Below are 22,829 nucleotides of genomic sequence, written 5' to 3'. Positions count from 1 at the left end.
CTTAAATTATTTTTAGCCTGCGACAGCAAAAATGACATATAGTGCAATACCCACACAAATCATTGGGATCGCATCAACCAGACCCATAACGATAAAGAATTGAGTACGTAGCATCGGCATTAATTCTGGTTGACGAGCAGCACCTTCTAAAAATTTACCACCTAATAAACCAATACCAACTGCACCACCAATTGCAGCTAATCCCATCATTATGCCTGCGGCTACAAATAACATACTAGTATCCATTATATACTCCAGTTTATTGACAAAAAAAATTTAAATTAAAATTAATGTTCTTCCGTTGCCGATGCCATAGCTAAATAGACGATCGTCAACACCATAAAAATAAATGCTTGTAACGTAATAATTAAAATATGAAAAATAGCCCATGGTAAAGATAGTACCCATTGTGACCACCATGGTAATAATGCAGCAATTAGAATGAAGATAAGTTCACCTGCATACATGTTACCAAATAATCGAAGCCCTAAAGAGACAGGTTTCGCTAATAGACTGACCAATTCAAGTACTAAGTTGATAGGCGCAAATGCCCAGTGATTGAACGGGTGAAGGGTATATTCTTTAATAAACCCGGAAATTCCTTTGTACTTGATTGAATAAATGATGATAAGCACAAATACGCCTAAAGACATTGACATGGTAATACTAACATCCGCTGTAGGTACCACTCTTAAATGCGATAGACCTAAATATTGACCGGCATAAGGTAGGAAATCAACTGGGATAAGGTCCATAAAATTCATTAAGAAGACCCAAATAAAAACCGTTAATGCTAGCGGGGCAATGAGTTTATTTTGACCGGTGAACATGTCTTTTACGGTGTTGTTGACAAATTCAAAAATCATTTCTACTGCGCATTGTAATTTTCCTGGTACGCCGCTTGTTGCTTTTCGGGCTACACAATAAAAAATCCATAAAAAGAGCGCGCCGAGTAGAATTGAAAAGAACAATGAATCAAGATTAAAGGTCCAAAAACCTGAACCTACCTGCAAGTTCTCAAGGTGATGCTTGATATAAGCTTGTGGTGAAGCTGGAGAGGAAACTGACATAAAACCCTCTTACCTATTCCTAAAAATAAAAAAACACTGCTTATGTTAAACCATATAGGTATAAGCAATCGCTATAATAACCGAAGTCACTATTTTAAACCCAATTGCCTATATAAAGTCAAGATTTGATTAACAAATCAAAGGATTTAGACACTTTTTACTAATTTTGTGTAAATAATAACAGTTCGATTAACGATTATATTATAGGAAGTTTAACCCCATTGATTATTTAATTAATGGGGTTAAATTGAGCTAATTAGAGGTTTTCACTGTTTGGGCAATTTGTTCTGCTAATTTTTGTACTTCGGCTTCTTCACGTCCTTCGACCATGACCCGAATAAGCGGTTCTGTTCCGGACTTGCGAATTAAAACACGACCATTTTTAGCCAGTTGTGCTTCAGCTTGAGCAATTGCAGATTTGACAGCTGCATTTTGTAAAGGGTCATTTTCACCGGCAAAACGGACATTGATTAATACTTGCGGTAACATTTTCATTCCGCTACATAAATCAGCTAAAGACATATTGTTGCGAACCATTGCCGCCAGCACTTGTAAACCGGCCACAATACCATCACCGGTTGTGGTTTTATCGAGAAGTAACACATGCCCGGAATTTTCAGCACCGAGCCGCCAATTATTTTCAATCAGTTTTTCAAGAACATAACGATCGCCAACTTTAGCCCGAGCAAAAGGGATGCCGAGGTTTTTGAGGGCAAATTCAAGCCCCATATTACTCATTAATGTTCCTACCACACCGCCTTTAAGTTGCCCTTGTCTTAGCGCTTCTCTGGCAATGATATAGATAATTTGGTCACCATCAACTTTGCGGCCTTTATGGTCAACCATAATAATGCGATCCCCGTCACCGTCTAAGGCAAAACCGACATCGGCTTTCTCTTTTAAAACACGTTCAGATAACGCTTTAATATCAGTTGCGCCACAATTTTGATTGATATTTACACCGTCTGGCTCGCAGCCAATTTTTGTAACTTTTGCGCCTAATTCACGCAATACTTTCGGGGCGATATGGTAGGTTGCGCCATTAGCACAATCCACCACAATTTTTAAACCAGATAAACTCAAATCGTGATCAAATGTGCTTTTACAAAACTCAATATAACGACCAGCGGCATCGGTGATTCGGCTTGCTCGTCCTAGTTGTTCTGATTCGACGCAGTCGATCTGTTTTTCCAGTTGCGCTTCGATTGCAAGTTCGATCGCATCATCGAGCTTTTTTCCTTCGGTTGAAAAGAATTTAATGCCATTATCATAAAAAGGGTTGTGTGAGGCGGAAATCACCACGCCGGCATCGGCGCGAAATGTTCGGGTCAAATAGGCGATAGCCGGTGTCGGCATTGGACCAGTAAAGGCTGAGGCAACACCGGCTGAGGCGAAGCCTGCTTCAAGTGCCGATTCAAGCATATAACCGGAAATACGGGTATCTTTACCAATCAGCACTTTTTTTACCCCCTCTTTGGCCAGCACTCTTCCGGCAGCCCAACCCAATTTAAGGGCAAAATCTGGGGTGATAGGGTACTGCCCAACTTTGCCTCGAATTCCGTCAGTCCCAAAATATTTTCGATTAGACATGTTATTCCCTCATTTTGACGCCTTGTATTTGATAACTTTCATTATATTAATGGGTTATCATTGCCTAACGTATCATTAAAAGTCATCAATTAAATTATTTAAAACGTAATCTTAATCCGGATCTTGTCAAGAACTTTCAGAAAATGTATACGTTTGAGTATAAAATTATTCACGATTATCATTAGCAAATTTTAGTAAAACTTGGCTCTCTTTAATAAATCGCTCTGCATAAGGACCAAACCATTTAGTCACTTGATTAAAATTCTCAATAAACTCTTTTTTATTGCGTTTTTCAATTAACTCAACCATTTGCCCAAAACATTGATAATAGTGTTTGATTAGCTCGATATTATCATCTGAAGCCATAATGATATCGGCATAAAGTTCAGGGTCTTGAGCAAATAAACGACCCACCATCATCAGTTCCAGACGGTATATAGGAGAAGATAACGCAATTAATTGTTCTAAATCAGCTTGTTCACGTTGCAAATTCACCCCATAAGAAAACGAGGTAAAGTGCCGTAATGCTTGGATAAATGACATACATTTGTCATGCTCTTTAGCATCGATCGCACATAAATTTGCGCCCCAAATTCGCATTTGATCGATAAGCCATTGGTATTTTGCTGGCTCACGCCCTTCACAATAGACGATTATTTGTTTGGCTAAATTAGGCACATCTGGGCCAAACATTGGATGTAAACCAACAACCGGGCCGGGATGTTTATTTAACATGGCTTGAAGTGGTTTTACTTTTATCGAGGTGAAATCAGTCAAAATACAATCTTTAGGCAGCGGCGGTAATTGTTGAATAATTTCACAAGTTTTATTGATTGGCACCGTGACAATTACGACTGCGGCATCAGCAACAACTTCAGCGGCTTGATGCATGGTTTTTGAACCTAATGTTTTTACTTGGTAGCCTGATAAGGTAAATAATCGGGCAAATAATCGCCCCATTTGACCATTACCACCGATAATGACAACAGATCCTTTACCGGTATAGACTTTTTTAAAACCTTTGTCATTTTCACTAATGTATGACTCTCGCATTAAGCGTCGTAATATATCTTCAATTAAGGCCGGTGATATACCTAGCTTTTCTGCTTCTTGCCGTCTTTTCGCTAGCATATCAGCTTCACGCTTAGGATCATATATAGGAATACCGTGTTGGCTTTTAACTTCGCCGACTTCGGCAACTAACGCTAATCGCTGATTAATTAAAGATAAAATTGATTTATCAATCTCATCAATTTCATCACGCAGTTTGAGTAATTCCGTAGACATATTCCGTGATTCCTTTATCACAAGTGGTGACTTTTACTGTAATTGCTTAACAGTATACCGTATTTTTGATAGCATGGATCAATGACAACGTTAAATCAAATACAATAAGTTAATTATGAAAGTTATCTCATTTAATATTAATAGTCTGCGTGCTCGCATTCATCAATTAGCCGCAATTATTGATAAACATCAGCCAGATATTATCGGCTTGCAAGAAACAAAAGTTCATAATGATCAATTCCCAGTTGAAGAGATGGCGCAATTTGGTTATCACTTACATTATCATGGTCAAAAAGGGCATTATGGTGTGGCGTTGTTAACAAAACAAAAACCGATAACGGTTAGCTGTGGCTTCCCAACGGATAGTGACGATGCGCAGTGTCGTTTGATTATGGCACAATTACCCACGAGCGAAGGTAATTTAACCGTGATTAATGGTTACTTTCCACAAGGGGAGAGTTTACATCACGAAATTAAATACCCGGCAAAACGTAAGTTTTATCAAGATCTGATTGACTATCTTACCGAGCATCAATTGAGCAATCAGTTATCTTTAATAATGGGCGATATGAACATCTGTCCTGCTGATGTGGATATTGGGATTTCTGAAGATAGCCGCAAACGCTGGTTGCGTACTGGTAAATGTTCGTTTCTACCGGAAGAGCGCCAATGGATGACTAATCTTATGTCTTTGGGGTTTGTTGATACTTATCGTCATGCTCATCCAACTGAGCAAGCTTATTCGTGGTTTGATTATCGTTCAAAAGGCTTTGATAGCTATACCGGGCTTCGAATTGATTTGATTTTAGCCAGCCAAAAATTACTTGCTCACTGCCAGCAAACCGGTATTGATTACGATATTCGGGGTATGGAAAAACCGTCAGATCATGCGCCGATTTGGGCAGATTTTGATTTAGCCTAAACGTATATTATGAATAATAAGGATAATAGCATGCAAAATCGTTCGATTTTATCGGTTAAAGATCTTAACCAAATGGTGAAAGATCTCCTTTCCGATGCTATTGGTCAAATTTGGTTAGTTGGCGAGATTTCTAACTTTTCACGCCCAGCCTCCGGTCACTGGTACTTCACACTTAAAGATGAAACCGCCCAAGTGCGTTGTGCCATGTTTCGTAATAGCAATTTTCGAACCGGATTTACACCGCAAAATGGCCAACAAGTTTTAGTTAATGCTTCCGTAACACTTTATGAAGCTCGAGGTGAATATCAACTTGTTATTGATAAAATGCAACCCGCTGGCGCTGGCTTGTTACAACAAAAATTTGAGCAGTTAAAACAGCGATTATCTGACGAAGGATTATTCGATCCAATTTATAAAAAAACCTTGCCTGAAAATATTCGCACAATCGGTATTATCACTTCATCAACCGGCGCTGCGCTTTATGATATCTGCCAGATATTAAAACGCCGTGATCCCTCTTTACATCTGATTATCTATCCAACTCAAGTGCAAGGCACAGAAGCGGCAGGGCAAATAGCCAAAATGATTGAGATTGCTAATAACCGTCAAGAGTGTGATGTATTAATTGTTGGTCGGGGTGGGGGCTCGCTGGAAGATCTCTGGTCATTTAATGAAGAAGTGGTCGCAAGAGCGATTTTTGCCAGTCAAATACCGATTGTTAGTGCAGTCGGGCACGAAATTGATTTTACTATCGCTGATTTTGTTGCTGATATTCGAGCGGCAACGCCGTCAGCCGCAGCTGAGTTAGTGAGTACTAACAATTTAGATCAAATAAAGCGTCTACAAGTACAAGAACAGTATCTTTTTATGGCGATAGACAATTATCTAATGCGTCGTCGGGAAATGCTTAATAAATGGCGTCATCGATTGCAAGCTGAGCACCCACAAGCGAAGCTGTCCAAACAGTCAAATCGTCTGTTAACTTGCCGTCATGCGCTATTTGAAAACATTCAACAATACCTATTTCGGCAATCAAATCTTCATAACTATTTAGATAGAAGATTATTACGCCTCTCACCGCAAAATGATATTCGTCTTCTACGCCAAACAGTTGAAAAACGCCAGCAACAAATCATGACTTTAATGGAGCAGAAACTTACACATGCTAAACATCAGTTTGTTTTACAAACATCGCAACTCAATAATGTCAGCCCACTGGCAACTTTAGAGCGTGGTTATAGCGTGACAACTAATCAAGCTAATATTGTGATACGTAGTTGTGACCAAGTTGTGATTGGTGAGCATATCACCACGCAATTAAAAACGGGGAAATTAGTTAGTCAAATTGTTAAAGTCGAATAACCGTCCGACTGATTACCCGTGAATATATCACTTAGACGCTGAGAAATGTTGCAAAGTGGTCTCTAGATAAAAATTGTATCTAAAACCGCTATATGTATATAATATCAACGCATTATTAATTGAATTAATCATAAGAGAATAGTTAAGTTATGCATCCTCCAATTGGTATAGATTTAGGTACAACAAATAGTTTAATTTGTGTTTGGCAGGACGGTCAGCCAACTTTAATTCCCAACTCAATAGGCGAGTTGGTTACCCCCTCAGTTGTCAGTGTTGATAATGATGATTCTATTTTAGTTGGGCGTGCAGCATTGTCTCGCTTAACCACTCATCCCAATTGCACAGCAGCTGCATTTAAACGGTATTTAGGGTCGAGTAAAGTTTTTGAATTAGGCAATAAAAAATTTACCCCAACAGAACTATCGGCAATGGTACTAAAATCGTTAAAAGCTGATGCACAAGCGTTTTTAGGGCAGGAGATTTGTGATGTTGTCATTTCTGTACCAGCTTATTTTAATGATGAGCAACGTAAGCAAACCCGTTTTGCCGCAGAGCTTGCCGGGTTAAATGCTGTACGTTTAATTAATGAACCCACCGCAGCAGCTATGGCATATGGCTTGCACGAGGAGCAATCGGGAAATACGTTAGTATTTGATTTGGGTGGTGGTACATTTGATGTCACAGTACTTGAGTATTCCCTGCCAATTATCGAAGTCCATGCTTCAGCAGGTGATAATTACCTTGGGGGGGAAGATTTTACTCATGAACTGGTAAAAGCTTGCTTAAGTGAGTGGAATATTAAACCACAAGATATCGCAACAGATGACTATGCCCGATTATTAGATTTAGCTGAACAGTTAAAATGTAAGTTAAATGGCGAAAAAATGCATAATTTAACTTGGTTTTGGCAGGATAAACAATGGCAATTTTCACTTAACGAAAGTCGAGCTAGAATGATTTGGTTACCCTTGCTAAACCGTTTGCGAGCACCGATTGAACAAGCATTAAGTGATGCCCGTTTAAAGCCCAATCAGCTTGAACATATTGTGTTAGTTGGCGGTTCATCGCAATTAGGTGTGGTTCGTGAGTTAGTGACAAAGTTATTTGGCAAACTCCCTTATCGTCATATTAATCCGACCACTATTGTGGCACAAGGTGCGGCTGTTCAAGCGGCTTGTCGTTTACGTAATGCAGATGTGGAAGAAGTTATCTTGACCGACGTTTGCCCTTACACATTAGGTATTGAAAGTTCTTCCGATAATGTTCGTGGTTTATTTTCCCCAATTATTGAACGTAATACGATTGTACCGACCTCAAAAGTTAAAACCTTTTATACTACACATCCGCAGCAAAAATATATCTCTGTTGCAGTATATCAAGGCGAACACCCACTTGTTAAAAACAACGTATTAATTGATCAGTTTGAGGTGCCTTTAACGCCGACCGAAGAGCTGCAAGGAATCGATGTTCGATTTAGCTATGATTTAAATGGTTTATTAGAAGTCGATGTGATAATACATGCCACCGGCCAACAGCATGGTAAAGTCATCGATCATAGCCCGATAGGATTAACAGAAAAACAAAAACAAGAAAGCCATGAACGATTGAAATCGCTTAAAGTTCATCCACGAGATCAAATGCCAAATCGTACATTATTGGCTAGATTAGATCGTGCATGGGCACAATCATTAGGTGATGAACGCAGCTTGATTGGCTCGTATATCGAAACTTTTTTAACCGTATTAGATCGGCAAAATACTGAGGAAATTGAAACAATTCGTTGTGAAATTGAATCATCTTTAACTAGCCTCGATAGATAACTTAATGAATTATTAATCTATTGATTATAATACATCCCCTTTTATTTTTTTATAAAAGGGGTTTTTGTTAGTTTTCTTTCTCATTTATTGGTGGTCCGTATCGATTTGTTTGTTCAATACTTGGCTGCCAAAGTCGAAAAATATTGAACCTTTTCCCCGTATCGGTATCATTGACACGCCTTTTTATGGCAAAAATAAGATTAATGAATATTAGGCAAAATAACATTCCTCGAAAGAGATAATCAAAATTTTGTAGATCAAGATTTTTCAGGAAGGCAGGTATCCTTGTTTCAATGAGAAATAAAAAAATTGTCATCCATACGGTCTGTATAAAAAAGCCTTTATTATTTGTGCGACCATTCCAACGCCAAAACTGAAAATACCCATTTTTAGGTAGTGATTGTGCATTGAGTTTTTCTTGATTTTCTTGATTTTCAGCTAACAGCAATGCAGCGCAAAGTCGTAGTACTAAATTATTACTCGCGTCTGTTCGTAATTGATCCAAAGCATTAATTTGCTTTTGAATACAGATGCCATAAGGATTGGATAAATGTTTTGCCAGCTTAGCAATGAAGATAGCTTGCTTTGCAGCTTTACTTTTACTGCCTACGGCCAAAAGTGTTAAGCGCTTTTCATTTATTAAAGTGTGTGCAATTTTTTGAAGATTTAGGTTGTCGCCGGCAATCGTTTGTAATGTGTGCTCTAATTGAGACTGTTGTGCTGTTTTATTTAAAACAATTTTGTATAGCAGCATCAAATAGATAGGATTTTCATTCGCTAATTTTGTTTGCCAAAATCCGGTTAAATGTTGTGGAATTTGGGTAAAATCAGTGTCGTATGGATTGGTAATGATGTTTTCAATTGAGTTAGGATAATTACTCAAAACACAATTAGTGATCTCATTGTTATTAATTATCAAGTTATACAGTTCTGATTCATTTTGCCAATTACCATACTTAAAGATATTGACCAATGGAAGAAATGGATCATCATCGGTTAAAATAAAATCACTGTTCTCTTTTTTAATTAACTTGGCTGTTTCTAAAGGGTTATTAGTAATAGCGAGAACGAGCATACAGCTACGATACCATTGCCAATAGGCCTCTTTATCGATCAAGTCGTTAGGTGGAAATGGAAATTGGTAATATTGTTCATTGTCAAAATAGACCTGCCAGTCAAACATTTCCATATTAAAATATTTCATATATCTGTAAAGATGTACTTTGGCATGCTTAGGAATTAAATCAAACCTATCTAACCATAAACGCACATATATCGCGTCATCATTATCGCTTTCAATATCAAATCTGGTTGGCATTGGAAGATCTTCATCACTATTATACAACCAATCTTTAAATGCTTTTATCGGTTCAAGTTCGGTTAGCCATACTAAATGTTGCTTAGCCTGACGTTGTAGATTTTGTAAAATAAATTGTTCAAATATATCATCGCTTTGTTCTTCAAGAATTTGCTGTAATAAGGTTTGATTACCGTGGCATAACATAATGGCATGTCGGTATAAGCGATATAAACGATTGGTACCATTGTCCAGTAACAACAAAGGCAGGATTTGGCGATAATTCCAATTTATTTCTAGCGCCCAATTTATAAAGCTAGCAATTTCTGGTGAATAATCGCTAGGATCGATTTGGGCTAATCGTGATACTGTTATCGTAGACCATTGAGGAACTATATTATAAAAGTTATTGTCTGTTGATGTCGGTGCTAGGCAATAACAGTCATTAAGTGCGATACATAATAGTGGGAAATACTCTTGCGCAAAATATGAACACCAACCCGCTATCCAACTGGCTGCTTTTTGTTGATAATGACCTGTATTATAAAGATCAATCCAAGCTTGTAGCGCATTTTGTTTATCGGTAAGTAATGTATATTGAATTGCCGCTAAAAACCGCCATTCGATAATATTACGCTCATCATCATCGTTTTGGGCGATACGTTGTAAAGCATAGTCTAAAATAGATTGATTTGGTATATTTGCCACACGGTAAAAATTGGCAAATTGCATCATTAAGTCTTTATCATCAGGTAAACAGATGACTGTATCTTGCATTAAAAAAGACTCAAGTTCATCTTGTGAACGCCACCAATATAACCAATGGCAGTGAGCAATATAATCAATGGTGGCATCTTGTAGTACGATATTTGTGGTTGGTAAGGATGCGTAATTGAAAGTATCGCCACTATCAATATATTCAAGAAAATTCTCATACTTTTCATATTGTTCGGGTTTTTCGATCATCAGCTGTTGTCGCCAACGTAAACTTTCGGCGAGTAATTTGGCGCATGATTGCGATATATTCTTTGCTTGAGTGCTTATTTCTAACAAACGCCATTTTACCGAATCAATAATTGCCATAGGATAGTCATAAAATGAACTGATAAATAATTGCCATTCATCGACATTAAAGCGACGTTTTGGATCATTTAAAAGCATTTGATAAGCAGTACAAATTTCATTCTCTTTAAGCTGCTCTTCTGTCAGTGGCTGGGAAATGTCTTGTGCTGAGCTGTCCGATTCTAACTCAGCAGCAAATTTTTCAGGCGATTTGGCATATTCTATTGCATTTTCATAAGCGGCTCGTAACGCTTTAAATCCATCAGGATCGGTTTCGGGATGATGATTGGGTAATTTTGCACGATATGCTTGACGAATAGTTGCAATATCAGTCGTTTTCTCAATGCCCAGTAGTTGCCATATGTTATCATTCATGACCAATCATACTCCATTAATGATGTTGGTTTCTCTAATTCTTCAATATTAATAAACCAAGGTAATAAGTTGTAAGGCAATGTTTTGTCTGTGTATAGTTCTGCCATTACATGGCGTTGTGATGTTCTGGTTAATTGACAATGCAACTGCTCTAAGTCCTCAATTCCCCACGTTTGCCTGTATCGATGACCAATAAACCAGCCAATATGATAATGCTGCCATGATTCATAAAAACATCGAGCTCGAAGACTGATCCTATTTAAAATCCATAAAGCTTCTTGTTCGGTTACATATTTATTGGTTGTGCCGATTCGTATAAGATATGCGGCTCTTACATAATCCCAACTACGAATACCGGCAACACCACAAGCTGGAAATGTTTGTTCCACATATTTTAGTATTATTTTCTGAATGTCTGTTTGTTCTTCACAATAGTTAAGCCATTCAATTTCAGAAAATCGTGAATATTTAAAATAGAGTTGTGAAATGAATTGTGCTGGCCCGTCATCAACCAGGTCAAATATTTGTTTTAGAAAAGTTTCCCGAGAATTGATCTCCCAATTCTCACTTAAATCGATAAATGTATCATCAGGGAAAACATAAGGGGACGTAAAGATAGCACCATTTTTTTTATTTAACATAACCATAGGTGCCGATAAAGCGTATAACCAATCAATAAAATCTTGAGAAACCATTTTCTACTCAGTTGATAACAGATATTGTTTATAGCGTTGTAGAAAGATAACAGAATCATGTATAAATTGAAAGGGCATATTGTCTTGAAATTTAATGTGATTAAAATGCATAGCGGAATTATTACAAGAAGCAACAAAATTGTTTTGCAAATTAGTTTGTGCAAGGCATAATGAAATACGATTTTTTTGTAATCATCTATACATTATTTAGCCACAAAAGAAAGGAGTTATAATGAAAAAATTCGCCTTAATGGTACTATTAATGTCAGGCGTATTGATGCTACAAGGCTGTGTTGCGGCATTGATTGGCGTTGGTGCCGGCGCTACAGCGACAATTGCAACCGATCCTCGTACTGCTGGAACCCAAGTTGATGATACAACGCTTAATTCACGAATTACCAGTAAATTAAGAGATAACGGACCTATGTTTATTGGCTCACGTATTTCAACTAGCACTTATGACGGTAATATTTTGTTAACCGGGCAAGCAAATCAAGAACAAATTGAGAAAGCTGAAAGCTTAGCAAATGAAGTTGAAGGTGTAAAAACAGTTTACAATCAAATTCGTATCGGAACGCCAGTGGGTGCTGGCACAGTAACTAATGACACATGGATCACCACTAAAGTAAAATCTCAGTTAATGCTAAATTCACAAGTTAAATCACGTAAGATAAAAGTGGTGACGGAAAATGGTGAAGTTTTCTTAATTGGTATCTTAACACCAGAACAAGGCAGACTTGCTGCTGAAGTTGCCAGTAAAGTAGCCGGTGTTAAAAAGGTGATTACGCTTTACACTTACCCAGATAACTAATCAGTTAAAATTATAAAAGAAAGGGGGATTTCCCCCTTTTTTTATCTTATTTTATTGATTCGATCCGTTCGATAAGTTTTGCCAGACCTTGCTGTCGTGATTGGCTAAGTTCTTGAGCAATTTTCAGTTCTTTAAATAATGCCGGAAAGTCGATAGCATGAATTTGCGTGGCATTTTTGTTATTGGCTATCAAGATCAAAATAGCAAGTAATCCTTTAACAATCCTTCCTTCACTATCACCTTGAAAGATAAATGTGCCGTCAGCTTGTTTTTGATAAGTTAACCATACTCGGTTTTCACAACCGTTCACTTGATTTCCCTCGGTTTTTTGATCTGGAGGAAAATCAGGCAATTGCTTAGCTAAAAGTATCAGTTGTCGATAGCGATCTTGCCAGTTATGTTGCTGAGAAAATAGTTCAGTTAAAGATTGTTGTGAAACCATATTATAGACCTATTTAGGGTGATAAAAATTTGCCATGCTAGTTCAGTTTAGATAGATGTTTTAGCATAAATTTATGCAAATATCTCAATGGCATTATTAAGGGCAGTTATCAATTTATCAATATCTTGTTGATTATTATAAGGCATAAGCGATATACGAATCACACCGTGACAACCAAGTTTATTCATCAACGGTTGAGCGCAAAGCTCTCCAGTACGTATGGCAATATTTTGATCGCCTAATAAGATTGCAATATCATTATGATGAATATGCTTAAAATTAAAGCTGATAATAGGGCTACCTTCGACGCTATAAAATTGAATATCATCAAACTGTTTTAATTGCGATCTTGCATAATTGGATAATTGAATTAAATAGTTTTCTGCCTGAACTTCATCCCATTTATTTAACCAGCTAAGCGAGGCATTTAGGCCAACAATCCCGGCGATATTTTGCGTTCCGGCTTCAAATTTGTAGGGCAGTTGTGCAACTTGAAATTCAGAAAATGTGGTTGTCTTCAACATCTTCCCGCCACCTTGCCAAACGCTCATTTGTTCCAGTAACGCCGCTTTGCCATATAACACCCCTAGCCCAGTTGGGGCATATAGCTTGTGTGCTGAAAAGGCATAAAAATCGATATTGAGCTTGTCAACATTGATTGGCTGATGAACAATACCTTGCGCCCCGTCAACCACTAATATCGCATTATTTTGGTGAACAAGTTGACTAATTTGCGCTAAATCTGGACAAAATCCCGTTACGTTAGACATTTGCGTCACCGCAACGATTTTTGTGCGTGATGAGATGAGTGAAGAAAGCTCATCAATATCCGCTGACCATTGAATGACTTTTGCTCCAGTCTGCTTAGCAACGATTAACCAAGGTAATAAATTGCTATGATGCTCTAATTCGCTAACGATAATTTCATCGCCAGGTTGTAATAGGGGGCGAGCATAACTTTGAGCAATTAAGTTAATTGATTCAGTTGTGCCACGCGTCCAAATAATTTCATGGCTATGTTTGGCATGAATCAGATTAGCAACATTTTCTCTTGTTGTGTGAATGGTTTGTGTTACCTGCAGCGCATTATGATGCAAACTGCGTTCAGCCGTTGCGGTGTTGTGCGCATAATATTGTACTGTCGCATCAATCATCGCTTGTGGCTTAAGCGCAGTGGCTGCCGAATCAAGGTAGACACTTTGATTATTGAGCGCGGGGAAATCGGCCCGAAATTGCTCGGCATCAAAATATTTATTGCGCAAGTTCAAGTCCTGCAATTCCATTCCAGTAACCATTACAGTCTCGTTTATGTTCAATGTGCAAAGGATTTAATCCGTCTTCATTGGCTTTAAACTGTTTGACCACATCTAAGGTTTCAACACCTAATGGCGAGATGCGGACAATATCAACCAATCCTTTCATCTCTTTAAGATTATTGCCTAAATTATAACAATAACCACTTTGCGTTTGAATGCCGTTTAACACAAATACTTTTTGCTGTTCTTGTGAAAATACTTCACGGCCGGTTGGGTATTTAATACAGCAGGTTTCACATTTATCTTTTGGTCTATCTTCGGAACGAGCGGTAAAACAGCGAGCAGAATAAGCTAACGGTAAGTACCCATAACTGAAAACTTCAACTTCAAAATTTCGAGCTATATTCAAGCTATCAAATTGATTAAGTACATTGTTTAACCAATCGCGAGAAAGTTCAACAGGCATACACCAACGTACCATACCCTGTTTTTGTAATAACTTTAAGGTTAAAGCGTTATAACAGTTAATAGCCGGACCTGCCACAAAAGGTAAATGATTATCATGGGCAATGTTAATTGCTGCTAAATCATTAGCTTCAACTAAAAAATCACCATTGTTTACCAGCTGCCTTAAATCATTAAGTTCTGATGGCGCTTCAAGTAATGCTAAAGTGGAAAGGACGACTTGCTTGCCAGATTTGGCAATCTCTTTTGCTAAGTCTAACCAATTGGGCACCTTCATTTCACGGCGTTTGGTACATACCGTTTCACCCATATAAATAATGTCTGCTTCACTATTTGTGGCAGCATGGTAAAAAGCTTCAGTTTCGATTTTAGGCCAATAGTACAGCACTGGTCCTAATGCGTATTTCATCGTTTTGCTCACTATATTTATATTAGATTGATTTAACTAAAAATCGCTACAGCGATTTTATTTACATTGTCATTAATTAAAATATGAATCTATTTCAATCATCTTTATTGTGAATGACTAATTGGCAAGTTAATTCTACATTATTGCCATTTACGGTGATAAGCACCTAATGTGGTTTGCGTTCCTTCTGAAACAGAACCAAGTGTATCCATCCAATTTTTTTCTGCCTGATAGGATTGTGGATTAGCTTTATAGCGGTCAATAGCTTGTCGCCATACTTTGGTCACTTGTTCAACATAAGCCGGGCTACGTTGACGACCTTCGATTTTCACCGAGGCAATATTAGCAGCAAATAATTCCGGTAAAAGTTCAATCGTATTTAAACTGGTTGGCTCTTCAATCGGATGATAAAGCTCTTGACCAACAAAGTAGCGACCTTTACATAAGGTTGGATAGCCAGCATTTTCACCTTTTTTATGACAGTCGATCAAAACATTGTTGAGTCTTGACTCAAGCCCCTTTTCGGTCTCTTCCCAGCGCACAAATTTTGCTGGTGAGCACGCACCAACAGTGTTAGGTGATTCGCCAGTTAAATAAGAAGACAAGTAACAACGGCCTTCTGCCATAATACATAAACTGCCAAAAGCAAAAACTTCTAACGGAACAGGCGACACTTGAGAAAGCTGTTTTACCTGATGCATTGACAACACACGAGGCAACACAATTCGATGTACGTGAAAATTATTATAATAAAACTTAATTGACTCTTCATTGGTCGAAGAGGCTTGCACCGAAACATGGCGCTCTAAATTGGGATATTTTTCAGCTGCATAATCAAGCATTGCAAGATCGGCAATGATTAAAGCATCAGCGCCAATGTTTGCGGCGGTATCAACCGCATGTTGCCACCGCTGAAAATTTTCAGGATGCGCAAAAGTATTAATCGCAATATGCAATTTTTTACCACGTTTATGTACATAATCCGCAGCTTCAATTAATCGCTTCTCATTAAAATTTAAACCAGCAAAGTGACGGGCATTGGTATCATCTTTCAAACCAATATAGACAGCATCAGCGCCATTATCAATCGCCACTTTTAACGATGGTAAAGATCCAGCAGGACAAAGAAGTTCCATAATTATTCCTAACTTAAGTTCGGTATTTAATACGCCATGTATTATGCAATAATTCCTGATTTAATGCGAATAGAAAGCAAATTTCTAGGCTAAAAAAAACATACAACCCTGTTTTTTATATAACTGTATGTAATAAATATAATTTTTAATAAAGTAAGTGATTACTATTGATAATTAAATTGAATCAAAACGGTGATAGTTAACATAGGATAATTTACGATTTTGCAAAGTAAAAAACCAGACATTTATTATTTAATTTCTGGTTTTTATATTTAAAAAGAATTTTATCAATAATCAACTAAATTCAATCTATTTTATGTTTAGCGTACTATGTTGCTGATAATTAATACTTATTTCAGCGCATTTTCAAGTTGTGTTAAATTTTCAGTCGAATTTAATTGAGTCATACAATTATTGATTAATTGTGAAGTGATATCTTGAACTAACTGATAGTTATTACTTTCCCATTCGTCAAAAGTTTTGGTTTTATCCTCTACCGATAAACTGTTGTGAGAACAAGCAAAGTAAAATCCTTCCGCTTTAATCGATGTTTGATAAATAAAATTGTATTTATTATCCGTCAAACCATCATAAATCAGTTTAAATTTATAAGGTTGAATGGTGATAGTGTGTTCTTTTTGTTTGTTGGCTTTTATTTTTTTTAAAATTGTATATAACTGAGGTTTTAAAAGCTCCATGGTATTATTTGGTACTGAATTTACGTAGCTACCTTTTAATTCTTCCTTTGAAAAAGTATTCACGTTGCCACCAAGACTAGTAAAAAAGCCTGCGGCAAATTGAACTACTTTCAATCCAACAACTTGTGCTGTATTACTTCGGGTAACAATATTTAAATAACTATTCGTATCTTTAACTACTTCTCCATTAATGGCATTTTCCGTTAACACCTTAATATTCGCACCATTATTTAAAGTTATTACTTCTGTTTCCACAATCTGTGTTCTAGGCAATGGTTCTCTGTTGCCAGAACATCCAAATAATAAAAGCAAGCAACAACTTAAAATAACATATTTAATCTTTTCCATAATTTTATATTTCCTTTTACTTATTTATATTTCATCAAATAATTTTTTATTGGTATAAACAATAAGTTATTGTTTGATGCATCTTTATTATTGTATTGAATAAAGTAATTGTCTAGATTTGTTAATTATTTATCTATTTAACGAATTTCTTAAATGATAGCTAATATAGCGCTTTTGGTGATCGGCTTTATTGTGATGCAAAACCGTTTGTCGCTATCTTCAAAACACGTTGACGTTCTGGGGCAGGCAGTGACGCCATTGCTAACCTACTACTCGTAACAACTAAACAAGGTAATTATTATGACTAAGGTATACGTTGTGCTAAAATTAACCACCAGTTGAAGCACGGGCACTAAACCTGACAAGCACTTTTATATCGTGGGTTACATGTATGATGTCGGGCATAATAGTCCCAGCTCAGAACTCACTATTAAGGGCTAGCGGTTGAAACAGATACGTTTTTATGCCAAACGGCCTATCATCATTAAAGTTAAGCAAAACTAATTTATTATTGAACTTGTTATATGGATCTAAAAATAGATAAAAAAATTATCCTAACTCAGAGTTAGAGCGTGGATTAGTAAGGAAATAAAGATGAGTAAACAACTAGATAAAATAAGTAAATTCTTAAGTTATATTTTGAGACATCAACCAGAAGCTATTGGAATTACATTAGATTCTGATGGTTGGGTTAATATTGACAGACTCATCATGCAAGCTAATCAACATAATGAATCTCTTACTAGAGAGTTGATAGAGCAAGTTGTTAAAACAAGTGATAAAAAACGTTTTACGATTTCGGATGACGGTCTAAAAATACGTGCAGCGCAAGGGCATTCAACTGAGCAAGTAAAAATAAGCCATGTAGAACAAATTCCCCCAGAATTTTTATATCACGGCACAGCCACTCGATTTATTGATTCCATTAAAAACCAAGGATTAATTGCTGGCAGTCGCCATTATGTCCATTTATCTAACGATGAGAAGACTGCTAAGAAAGTAGGCGAAAGGCATGGAAAACCAGTAGTATTAAAAGTAAAAGCCTTACAGATGTCTCAACAAGGTTTTAAATTTTATTTGGCAGATAACGGTGTTTGGTTGACTAATGCTGTTCCTAATACTTTTTTAATATTTGACTAAATCTTATTTAATTTAGCCCGTTGTGTTTTAGTTTAGAAGGATCAAATAAGTTATTTATTATTTGATTCTCTAAAATTAAATTTCTATATTTTTTAAATAAAATCCTAGTCGATATTGTTTATCAATAAATTTTGAACGTGTAAATTGGAAGTGTAATTCAAAAATTGACTATAAAATATTAGATCAAAAAGGAGCATAAATAATTGGTATAGTGTATAGCTTGTTATAATAAACAACCTAAATTCTGGGTAACTTTTAGAATCAACCTATTTCATACTCTATTGAAGTATTAATTGATATTATAACTTCGTTAACTTTCTCCAAAAAACATATACATTCGTCAGGTATTTGGTACTTAAAATATATTTTTACTTTCAATAACACTGATATAAAGATTTAGTTTTTCTTGTAATTTGAATAGATGTTCATTTATATCAGCTTCCCAATTGAAATGATCTGTTATAATCAATATCACTTTTTGAGGATGTATACCTTCCTTTGTCATCGTTATCATATCAATCTTATTTTTATCTTAAATAGTCATAAAATGTATTTATCTCTATTCGTTTTTGGTCTAACTACTTCAGCTTTAATAGGTAAGTTGATTGTTGAGCTTGCGAAGCAAATCGCATAGTTGGTAAATAATTAATCCAGTTCTGCAACAAAATCGCAGAACTAATATAATAATTATTTAGGCTACAAAGAATGATAAAACTCAATAATATCCTCTACAGTACATTGCCATTCGGATATTCTCACTCCATCTTCGTTATAAATTTCTCTATTACTGATAAAATCATTTATGTTATTTACATCAAAATTATTATATTCATTAATAAATATCAATTTATTTTGGATATAAACTAATTCATTAACAAAATAAAGAGTCCAGGTAGATATAAAATTCAAATTATCAGGATCATACATCGAAACAATTAACGCTGCATGCTCTTTTGTTTCTAACCCATATTTAATTGATTTTTTCCAACTATCCTTATATTGTTCTATGTCCCAATAACCAACTGGAATATTTATCCACTCATAGAAATCATTAATAACAATTTTTGATGGATAAACCTGCTCACCAACCCCCTTTTTTGGAGAATTATTTATTTCAATGTTAAACATATAGTTAATCCTTAATTCTATTTAAATCTTTATCATAAGTTCCAATTCTATTCCCTCTTCTATCAAACATTATAAAGCCCTAATTGCTTACCGGCAGAAATATCGACCGTTTTGGCATGAATATCATGCCCGGCATCGATAAGGGTAGGGGGGCTTTAGCATTTAGGGTTTTATGTGGTATGCCCTGTTATCATTAAGATTGAACAGGGTAAGTTAGTGTTGGAAATTAAAAAGTAAATCTTATAGTTAATTTAAATTTAGTTAGTTCTATGAAGTAGATCACAGAACTATAAAAAATTTATAAATAATCACCAATTTTTTTAGCATTTAAAATTGTTTCTTTAAAAAAAATACCAAAATCATCAGCTATTTTGTGCAATTTATCACTTTTCTTAGATACCCCTGGTTCCCAATAAACAATAGGTGCATTATGGGGATCACGGCAATCAATAGCATAATAATCACCATCTCCACCAAAATAGACAATCACCAAATATTCAGGTAAATCTGATTCTTTTCTTTCTTTTAAGGTCAGCCATATAGCATTAGGTATACCAGAATTTATGAAATCAGCTTTTGTTATCCCGAAAAATTCTTGACCATATATATCCCCACATCCAAGATTTTCTAAAAAATAACAATAACTATCTGGGAATTTAATATTTAAAGCAGTTTCAGCAGCTATAATTAAACTAAGATCCTTATGCCCATCAAAATCTACGTTTTCTGTATCTTGTTCAATCAAAGCTATTGTATCTTTCACATCATTTACACTCATAAAAACACCTATTATTTAAAATCATTTGCTCTATTTTTCCAATAATTAGCGCGCCATTTGTTAAATTGATTACGATTTATTACCAAAGGAATAGTATTTGGATTAATATGAATTCTATCCTTATATTGTTGATGGGATGATTGTGTAACTTCCGCAATAGGACCGTTTCCGAGGTGGTAACTATAATCAATCACAGACAAAGCATCAGCGCCACAACACAATAAGTGATTTTATACCGTGGGTTACATGTCACAAGGCACAAAACCCAACCCCAGACCACAACTGACTATTAAGGGAAGATGGCTGGAGCAAATAGGCTTTTATGTTGGTTGTCCAGTCATCATTAAAGTTGAGCAAAATAAACTTATTATTGAACTAACAAGCAAGTTTTAAAAAATAATAAAAGATCCTCACCTAAATTAGGTGGGGATTGATACTTATCCAACTGGCTCTAATGAAACCGCCATTTCTAACACTATATCTAAATAAGCTTTTTCGCCATTATGATTTCGCCGTTTCAGTTCATCATATGCGTAAATAATTTCAACTTTAGCCCCTTTTTGAAAAAGCTTTTTATCCTTGTCATTAATATAGTTATAAATGCTTTCTTCAACTTCGGAATCATCATCTAATAATAAACTAAAAGCATTATCTACAGGAGAAGGATCTTGACCTGCCACATAAGTTCTAGTTATTACTCCCGACACATGCAGTAAAGGCATTTTTCCTTGTTTAATACTATTCCACCATTCTTTAGAACCAAAAAGGCCATTTGTACCTTTTAACCCCATATTTGGTCTCGACTTATCGAGCGTGAGTGACTGTGTCATTACAATTTGCTCAGGATTATCTTTTAATTCTTCAGATAAAAGATAAACTAATTTCATAGGAACTTTTGAATTTTCTAACTTTAATAAAATATTTTTTCCTTTTGATTAATATTTTCCTCTTTAGTATGTTTGCTTGGATCATAACTATCATTAGCAAGCATATATCTTACAAAAGATTCTATTTTCTCTGGATAATCAAAGTTTTCATAAATTTCTTCAACATTCCCTAAAGGATCATCTAATTCTTTTTGTTTATTAAATAAATCCAATAGAACAATATACAACCATTTCTCAGTGCTATAATTATGCTCTTTTTTTAACTATCTTTTTTAATAATCTATCAATATTAAAAATGGTTGATTTATTTATCATGTATAGTTCAATTATTGATTCATCATAATTTGATTCTTTAATTACTTTATCATTTGCATAATTAACTACTTCTAGTCACCTATAAAAAATGATGCTCATAGCTCCATAATATACCCTGCCAATTAAGGCTAACATTGTTTTTTGTTATATCATTACTCATATAAAATTCAATATTGTAATCACACTAATAATAAAACCATTCCCCCAAAAAATATCAATTTATTCATTATTAACAAAATATATGTCAAAACTACATTCCAAATTAAGTCTACTCATTTTTTTCATTTGTTCTGGCCATAATACAGGTCCACCATGACCTGCCAATGAGCGCCATACACAATCAATACCCATAGTTACGTTTTCATATGTCTGTAATTTTTCTAACGCCTCTTTACATGGTGCTATTTTATTTAGTAACCAATCTAAATGTTCTCTTAAGTCTTTAGATATAACATAATCTTTTGATGATAAAAACCATCCAGAAGTTTTAATCTCTCTAATTCTTCCGATACGATTAATACTCTTAGTTCCAATAATATTTTTTTGTGTTGGTTCAATTTTCAAAAGTTCAGTTATCTTATCGGGATGAATATCATTGGGATATATTAACAATGCTGCATAACATTCATCACAACTTGGGTATTCTGGAGATATGGGGGTTCGCCTAGAATTTATTGAAATCATTTTAAATAGTCTCCAATATTACCTATAACATTTCCACTCGAATTAATATAATCACCATTATCTAAAATTCTTCCATGATGATCATTTCGTATATTATTATCTTTTTTGAGCGATTCAAGGGCTCTACCCCACTCACGTTTATTAATATTTTCATCAAAATATTTATTCAGAGCATTTGCTGTACTTTGATTTAATGTATTACCACCATTTTGTAAAACTTTAGGAACTCTACCACTTGCACCAATACTAGGAGGAACGGGTAATGGTAATCCTTCTGCATCAACCCACTTTCCGTTTGGCAGTTGGGTTGCTCCATTAGTCGTCCCCTTTCCAGCTTTAGTTTGTTTAACGATAGTGTTATTAGCTCTATCATAAACAATTTTATAATTCGCGTTTTCACTAAGAGTCGTTTTTATTTCATTTAATACGACAGATGGATTTTCAATACGATTATTTTTATATAATTCCATTATAGCAGCAAGTTCATTCAGTTCAGACTTACTTAATGAATTAACTAATGAGCCAGCAGTCATTCCTAACCCTGCCGCCGGGTAACCTTCAAATCCAACAGTTTCGATTAACCAAGTTCCTACATTATTGGCACACAATACAGGATTGGCAGTACAAGAAGCAATAGCAGGACCGGCTATATCAATTGCGATAGGTGCGGCTATCAGTCCGCCTATCACAATCACTTGCGGTTCGCCGTACTCTATTATCGTTTCGTTATAACTGTTTATTCCTTCCCAGATAACCTTATCTTCACAAGCTTTATCGCCGTTACATGAAGCCTCTGCGGCCTTTACAATGGCTTGACCAATATGATTATTCTCAACCGCATTCTTCCCGGCA

The 22,829-nt window shown here is 35.7% G+C and carries 23 protein-coding genes and 2 pseudogenes; 6 read left to right on the top strand and 19 right to left on the bottom strand.

Going from position 1 to position 22,829, the window contains the following annotated elements; translation table 11 throughout:
* Window positions 1-12: 12 nt before the first annotated feature.
* The 4 genes from atpE to tyrA all read right to left on the bottom strand — a co-directional run bounded on the left by atpE (window position 13) and on the right by tyrA (window position 3,947).
* Window positions 13-246 carry a F0F1 ATP synthase subunit C gene (atpE, locus tag J3U37_RS10615; RefSeq protein ID WP_220218582.1) on the bottom strand — a complete coding sequence of 78 codons (234 nt, stop codon included), beginning with the start codon at window positions 244-246 and terminating at the stop codon, window positions 13-15.
* Window positions 247-287: 41 nt separating this feature from the next.
* On the bottom strand, window positions 288-1,070 hold the full coding sequence (gene atpB / locus J3U37_RS10610) for a F0F1 ATP synthase subunit A (RefSeq protein WP_220218583.1): 783 nt from the start codon (window positions 1,068-1,070) through the stop codon (window positions 288-290).
* A gap of 252 nt (window positions 1,071-1,322) precedes the next feature.
* Window positions 1,323-2,660, bottom strand: a complete 1,338-nt coding sequence (gene glmM, locus J3U37_RS10605; protein ID WP_220218584.1) for a phosphoglucosamine mutase — start codon at window positions 2,658-2,660, stop codon at window positions 1,323-1,325.
* Between the two features lie 165 nt (window positions 2,661-2,825).
* Window positions 2,826-3,947, bottom strand: coding sequence for a bifunctional chorismate mutase/prephenate dehydrogenase (tyrA, locus tag J3U37_RS10600; RefSeq protein WP_220218585.1), 1,122 nt, complete (start codon window positions 3,945-3,947; stop codon window positions 2,826-2,828).
* A gap of 115 nt (window positions 3,948-4,062) precedes the next feature.
* On the opposite strand from tyrA, the gene xthA reads away from it, so the two are divergent.
* The 3 genes from xthA to J3U37_RS10585 all read left to right on the top strand — a co-directional run bounded on the left by xthA (window position 4,063) and on the right by J3U37_RS10585 (window position 8,051).
* Window positions 4,063-4,869 (top strand): exodeoxyribonuclease III, encoded by an 807-nt coding sequence (gene xthA, locus J3U37_RS10595; protein ID WP_267374818.1) that lies wholly within the window; start codon window positions 4,063-4,065, stop codon window positions 4,867-4,869.
* 30 nt (window positions 4,870-4,899) lie between these two features.
* Window positions 4,900-6,231 (top strand): exodeoxyribonuclease VII large subunit, encoded by a 1,332-nt coding sequence (gene xseA, locus J3U37_RS10590; RefSeq protein WP_220218587.1) that lies wholly within the window; start codon window positions 4,900-4,902, stop codon window positions 6,229-6,231.
* A 149-nt stretch (window positions 6,232-6,380) separates the two neighbouring features.
* Window positions 6,381-8,051, top strand: coding sequence for a molecular chaperone HscC (locus J3U37_RS10585; protein WP_220218588.1), 1,671 nt, complete (start codon window positions 6,381-6,383; stop codon window positions 8,049-8,051).
* A gap of 67 nt (window positions 8,052-8,118) precedes the next feature.
* On the opposite strand, the gene J3U37_RS10580 is transcribed toward J3U37_RS10585, so the two are convergent.
* Together J3U37_RS10580 and J3U37_RS10575 are read right to left on the bottom strand one after the other, a co-directional pair.
* Window positions 8,119-10,785 carry a J domain-containing protein gene (locus tag J3U37_RS10580; protein WP_267374814.1) on the bottom strand — a complete coding sequence of 889 codons (2,667 nt, stop codon included), beginning with the start codon at window positions 10,783-10,785 and terminating at the stop codon, window positions 8,119-8,121.
* Window positions 10,782-11,480, bottom strand: coding sequence for a DUF1266 domain-containing protein (locus J3U37_RS10575; protein WP_220218590.1), 699 nt, complete (start codon window positions 11,478-11,480; stop codon window positions 10,782-10,784). Before J3U37_RS10575 ends, J3U37_RS10580 begins: the two co-directional genes overlap by 4 nt.
* A gap of 232 nt (window positions 11,481-11,712) precedes the next feature.
* On the opposite strand from J3U37_RS10575, the gene dolP reads away from it, so the two are divergent.
* Complete coding sequence (dolP, locus tag J3U37_RS10570) at window positions 11,713-12,291, top strand: division/outer membrane stress-associated lipid-binding lipoprotein (RefSeq protein WP_220218591.1); 579 nt, start codon at window positions 11,713-11,715, stop codon at window positions 12,289-12,291.
* A gap of 46 nt (window positions 12,292-12,337) precedes the next feature.
* Here dolP and csdE read toward each other — a convergent pair whose 3' ends face one another.
* The 5 genes from csdE to J3U37_RS10545 all read right to left on the bottom strand — a co-directional run bounded on the left by csdE (window position 12,338) and on the right by J3U37_RS10545 (window position 17,045).
* Window positions 12,338-12,733 carry a cysteine desulfurase sulfur acceptor subunit CsdE gene (gene csdE / locus J3U37_RS10565; RefSeq protein WP_267338024.1) on the bottom strand — a complete coding sequence of 132 codons (396 nt, stop codon included), beginning with the start codon at window positions 12,731-12,733 and terminating at the stop codon, window positions 12,338-12,340.
* Between the two features lie 71 nt (window positions 12,734-12,804).
* A complete protein-coding gene (gene csdA / locus J3U37_RS10560; RefSeq protein ID WP_267374810.1) occupies window positions 12,805-14,028 on the bottom strand; it encodes a cysteine desulfurase CsdA in 1,224 nt (407 codons plus the stop codon).
* Window positions 13,985-14,863, bottom strand: coding sequence for a U32 family peptidase (locus tag J3U37_RS10555; protein WP_220218593.1), 879 nt, complete (start codon window positions 14,861-14,863; stop codon window positions 13,985-13,987). Before J3U37_RS10555 ends, csdA begins: the two co-directional genes overlap by 44 nt.
* Window positions 14,864-15,003: 140 nt before the next feature.
* On the bottom strand, window positions 15,004-15,999 hold the full coding sequence (gene ubiU / locus J3U37_RS10550; protein ID WP_220218594.1) for a ubiquinone anaerobic biosynthesis protein UbiU: 996 nt from the start codon (window positions 15,997-15,999) through the stop codon (window positions 15,004-15,006).
* Between the two features lie 350 nt (window positions 16,000-16,349).
* Window positions 16,350-17,045: a hypothetical protein gene (locus J3U37_RS10545; RefSeq protein WP_267338026.1), complete on the bottom strand. Its 696-nt coding sequence runs from the start codon at window positions 17,043-17,045 to the stop codon at window positions 16,350-16,352.
* 594 nt (window positions 17,046-17,639) lie between these two features.
* Here J3U37_RS10545 and J3U37_RS10540 point away from each other — a divergent pair.
* Complete coding sequence (locus J3U37_RS10540; protein ID WP_267374807.1) at window positions 17,640-18,185, top strand: RNA 2'-phosphotransferase; 546 nt, start codon at window positions 17,640-17,642, stop codon at window positions 18,183-18,185.
* A 355-nt stretch (window positions 18,186-18,540) separates the two neighbouring features.
* Here the strand turns inward: J3U37_RS10540 and J3U37_RS12210 are convergent, their stop codons facing one another.
* The 4 genes from J3U37_RS12210 to J3U37_RS12205 form a co-directional block, all read right to left on the bottom strand.
* Window positions 18,541-18,705 carry a DUF6572 domain-containing protein gene (locus J3U37_RS12210; protein ID WP_416380009.1) on the bottom strand — a complete coding sequence of 55 codons (165 nt, stop codon included), beginning with the start codon at window positions 18,703-18,705 and terminating at the stop codon, window positions 18,541-18,543.
* Between the two features lie 176 nt (window positions 18,706-18,881).
* Window positions 18,882-19,313 carry a hypothetical protein gene (locus J3U37_RS10535; RefSeq protein ID WP_267374804.1) on the bottom strand — a complete coding sequence of 144 codons (432 nt, stop codon included), beginning with the start codon at window positions 19,311-19,313 and terminating at the stop codon, window positions 18,882-18,884.
* Between the two features lie 298 nt (window positions 19,314-19,611).
* The gene (locus tag J3U37_RS10530) at window positions 19,612-20,091 is read right to left on the bottom strand and encodes an SMI1/KNR4 family protein (RefSeq protein WP_267374801.1); all 480 of its coding nucleotides are present in this window, start codon (window positions 20,089-20,091) and stop codon (window positions 19,612-19,614) included.
* 11 nt (window positions 20,092-20,102) lie between these two features.
* Complete coding sequence (locus J3U37_RS12205) at window positions 20,103-20,285, bottom strand: HNH/ENDO VII family nuclease (RefSeq protein WP_366939869.1); 183 nt, start codon at window positions 20,283-20,285, stop codon at window positions 20,103-20,105.
* 43 nt (window positions 20,286-20,328) lie between these two features.
* On the opposite strand from J3U37_RS12205, the gene J3U37_RS12200 reads away from it, so the two are divergent.
* On the top strand, window positions 20,329-20,484 hold the full coding sequence (locus tag J3U37_RS12200; RefSeq protein WP_366939865.1) for a SymE family type I addiction module toxin: 156 nt from the start codon (window positions 20,329-20,331) through the stop codon (window positions 20,482-20,484).
* 44 nt (window positions 20,485-20,528) lie between these two features.
* Here J3U37_RS12200 and J3U37_RS10525 read toward each other — a convergent pair whose 3' ends face one another.
* From J3U37_RS10525 to J3U37_RS10510, 4 genes and pseudogenes are all read right to left on the bottom strand, one after another.
* Window positions 20,529-20,978 (bottom strand): hypothetical protein, encoded by a 450-nt coding sequence (locus J3U37_RS10525; protein ID WP_267374798.1) that lies wholly within the window; start codon window positions 20,976-20,978, stop codon window positions 20,529-20,531.
* A 23-nt stretch (window positions 20,979-21,001) separates the two neighbouring features.
* Window positions 21,002-21,226, bottom strand: a pseudogene (locus J3U37_RS10520) (DUF2247 family protein); the annotation flags it as partial.
* A 286-nt stretch (window positions 21,227-21,512) separates the two neighbouring features.
* Window positions 21,513-21,977: a DUF4279 domain-containing protein gene (locus J3U37_RS10515; protein ID WP_267374795.1), complete on the bottom strand. Its 465-nt coding sequence runs from the start codon at window positions 21,975-21,977 to the stop codon at window positions 21,513-21,515.
* A pseudogene (locus J3U37_RS10510) lies at window positions 21,974-22,829 on the bottom strand (hypothetical protein); the annotation flags it as partial. The gene J3U37_RS10515 and the pseudogene J3U37_RS10510, both read right to left, overlap by 4 nt.

It is taken from the genome of Gilliamella sp. B3172, assembly GCF_026536465.1.
GTDB lineage: Bacteria > Pseudomonadota > Gammaproteobacteria > Enterobacterales > Orbaceae > Gilliamella.
This window is presented reverse-complemented; position numbering and strand designations above follow the sequence as displayed.

What these genes read in the sequence shown, in the direction of transcription:
- atpE (WP_220218582.1), bottom strand. Translation starts at nt 246, where the DNA reads ATGGATACTAGTATGTTATTTGTAGCCGCAGGCATAATGATGGGATTA.
- atpB (WP_220218583.1), bottom strand. Translation starts at nt 1,070, where the DNA reads ATGTCAGTTTCCTCTCCAGCTTCACCACAAGCTTATATCAAGCATCAC.
- glmM (WP_220218584.1), bottom strand. Translation starts at nt 2,660, where the DNA reads ATGTCTAATCGAAAATATTTTGGGACTGACGGAATTCGAGGCAAAGTT.
- tyrA (WP_220218585.1), bottom strand. Translation starts at nt 3,947, where the DNA reads ATGTCTACGGAATTACTCAAACTGCGTGATGAAATTGATGAGATTGAT.
- xthA (WP_267374818.1), top strand. Translation starts at nt 4,063, where the DNA reads ATGAAAGTTATCTCATTTAATATTAATAGTCTGCGTGCTCGCATTCAT.
- xseA (WP_220218587.1), top strand. Translation starts at nt 4,900, where the DNA reads ATGCAAAATCGTTCGATTTTATCGGTTAAAGATCTTAACCAAATGGTG.
- J3U37_RS10585 (WP_220218588.1), top strand. Translation starts at nt 6,381, where the DNA reads ATGCATCCTCCAATTGGTATAGATTTAGGTACAACAAATAGTTTAATT.
- J3U37_RS10580 (WP_267374814.1), bottom strand. Translation starts at nt 10,785, where the DNA reads ATGAATGATAACATATGGCAACTACTGGGCATTGAGAAAACGACTGAT.
- J3U37_RS10575 (WP_220218590.1), bottom strand. Translation starts at nt 11,480, where the DNA reads ATGGTTTCTCAAGATTTTATTGATTGGTTATACGCTTTATCGGCACCT.
- dolP (WP_220218591.1), top strand. Translation starts at nt 11,713, where the DNA reads ATGAAAAAATTCGCCTTAATGGTACTATTAATGTCAGGCGTATTGATG.
- csdE (WP_267338024.1), bottom strand. Translation starts at nt 12,733, where the DNA reads ATGGTTTCACAACAATCTTTAACTGAACTATTTTCTCAGCAACATAAC.
- csdA (WP_267374810.1), bottom strand. Translation starts at nt 14,028, where the DNA reads ATGGTTACTGGAATGGAATTGCAGGACTTGAACTTGCGCAATAAATAT.
- J3U37_RS10555 (WP_220218593.1), bottom strand. Translation starts at nt 14,863, where the DNA reads ATGAAATACGCATTAGGACCAGTGCTGTACTATTGGCCTAAAATCGAA.
- ubiU (WP_220218594.1), bottom strand. Translation starts at nt 15,999, where the DNA reads ATGGAACTTCTTTGTCCTGCTGGATCTTTACCATCGTTAAAAGTGGCG.
- J3U37_RS10545 (WP_267338026.1), bottom strand. Translation starts at nt 17,045, where the DNA reads ATGGAAAAGATTAAATATGTTATTTTAAGTTGTTGCTTGCTTTTATTA.
- J3U37_RS10540 (WP_267374807.1), top strand. Translation starts at nt 17,640, where the DNA reads ATGAGTAAACAACTAGATAAAATAAGTAAATTCTTAAGTTATATTTTG.
- J3U37_RS10535 (WP_267374804.1), bottom strand. Translation starts at nt 19,313, where the DNA reads ATGTTTAACATTGAAATAAATAATTCTCCAAAAAAGGGGGTTGGTGAG.
- J3U37_RS10530 (WP_267374801.1), bottom strand. Translation starts at nt 20,091, where the DNA reads ATGAGTGTAAATGATGTGAAAGATACAATAGCTTTGATTGAACAAGAT.
- J3U37_RS10525 (WP_267374798.1), bottom strand. Translation starts at nt 20,978, where the DNA reads ATGAAATTAGTTTATCTTTTATCTGAAGAATTAAAAGATAATCCTGAG.
- J3U37_RS10515 (WP_267374795.1), bottom strand. Translation starts at nt 21,977, where the DNA reads ATGATTTCAATAAATTCTAGGCGAACCCCCATATCTCCAGAATACCCA.